A 229-nucleotide genomic window follows, 5' to 3' on the forward strand; every position below is an offset into this window, starting at 1 on the left:
GTCCGGGCAACTTCCGTTCAAGGACGGCCAGTTGGTCAAGGGCCGGCTGGGCGAGAACGTCTCGCTGGAAGACGGTCAGGACGCGGCGAAGCTGTGCGGACTAATGGTCGTCGCCCAAATCCGCAAAGCACTGAACGGCGATCTGGCGCGGGTGAAGCGCGTCGTGAAGCTGGGCGTGTTCGTGAACTCCACCGCCGACTTCACCGATCAAGCGAAGGTCGCGAACGGC

General features: G+C 63.8%; 1 protein-coding gene. It reads left to right on the plus strand.

The genetic code is table 11. The annotated features are described in order from the left end of the window. On the plus strand, positions 1 to 229 hold a 229-nt coding region (locus AC0IYH_RS34400), incomplete at both ends, for a RidA family protein (protein ID WP_471838987.1).

Source organism: Pseudomonas sp. AC463 (assembly GCF_979253585.1).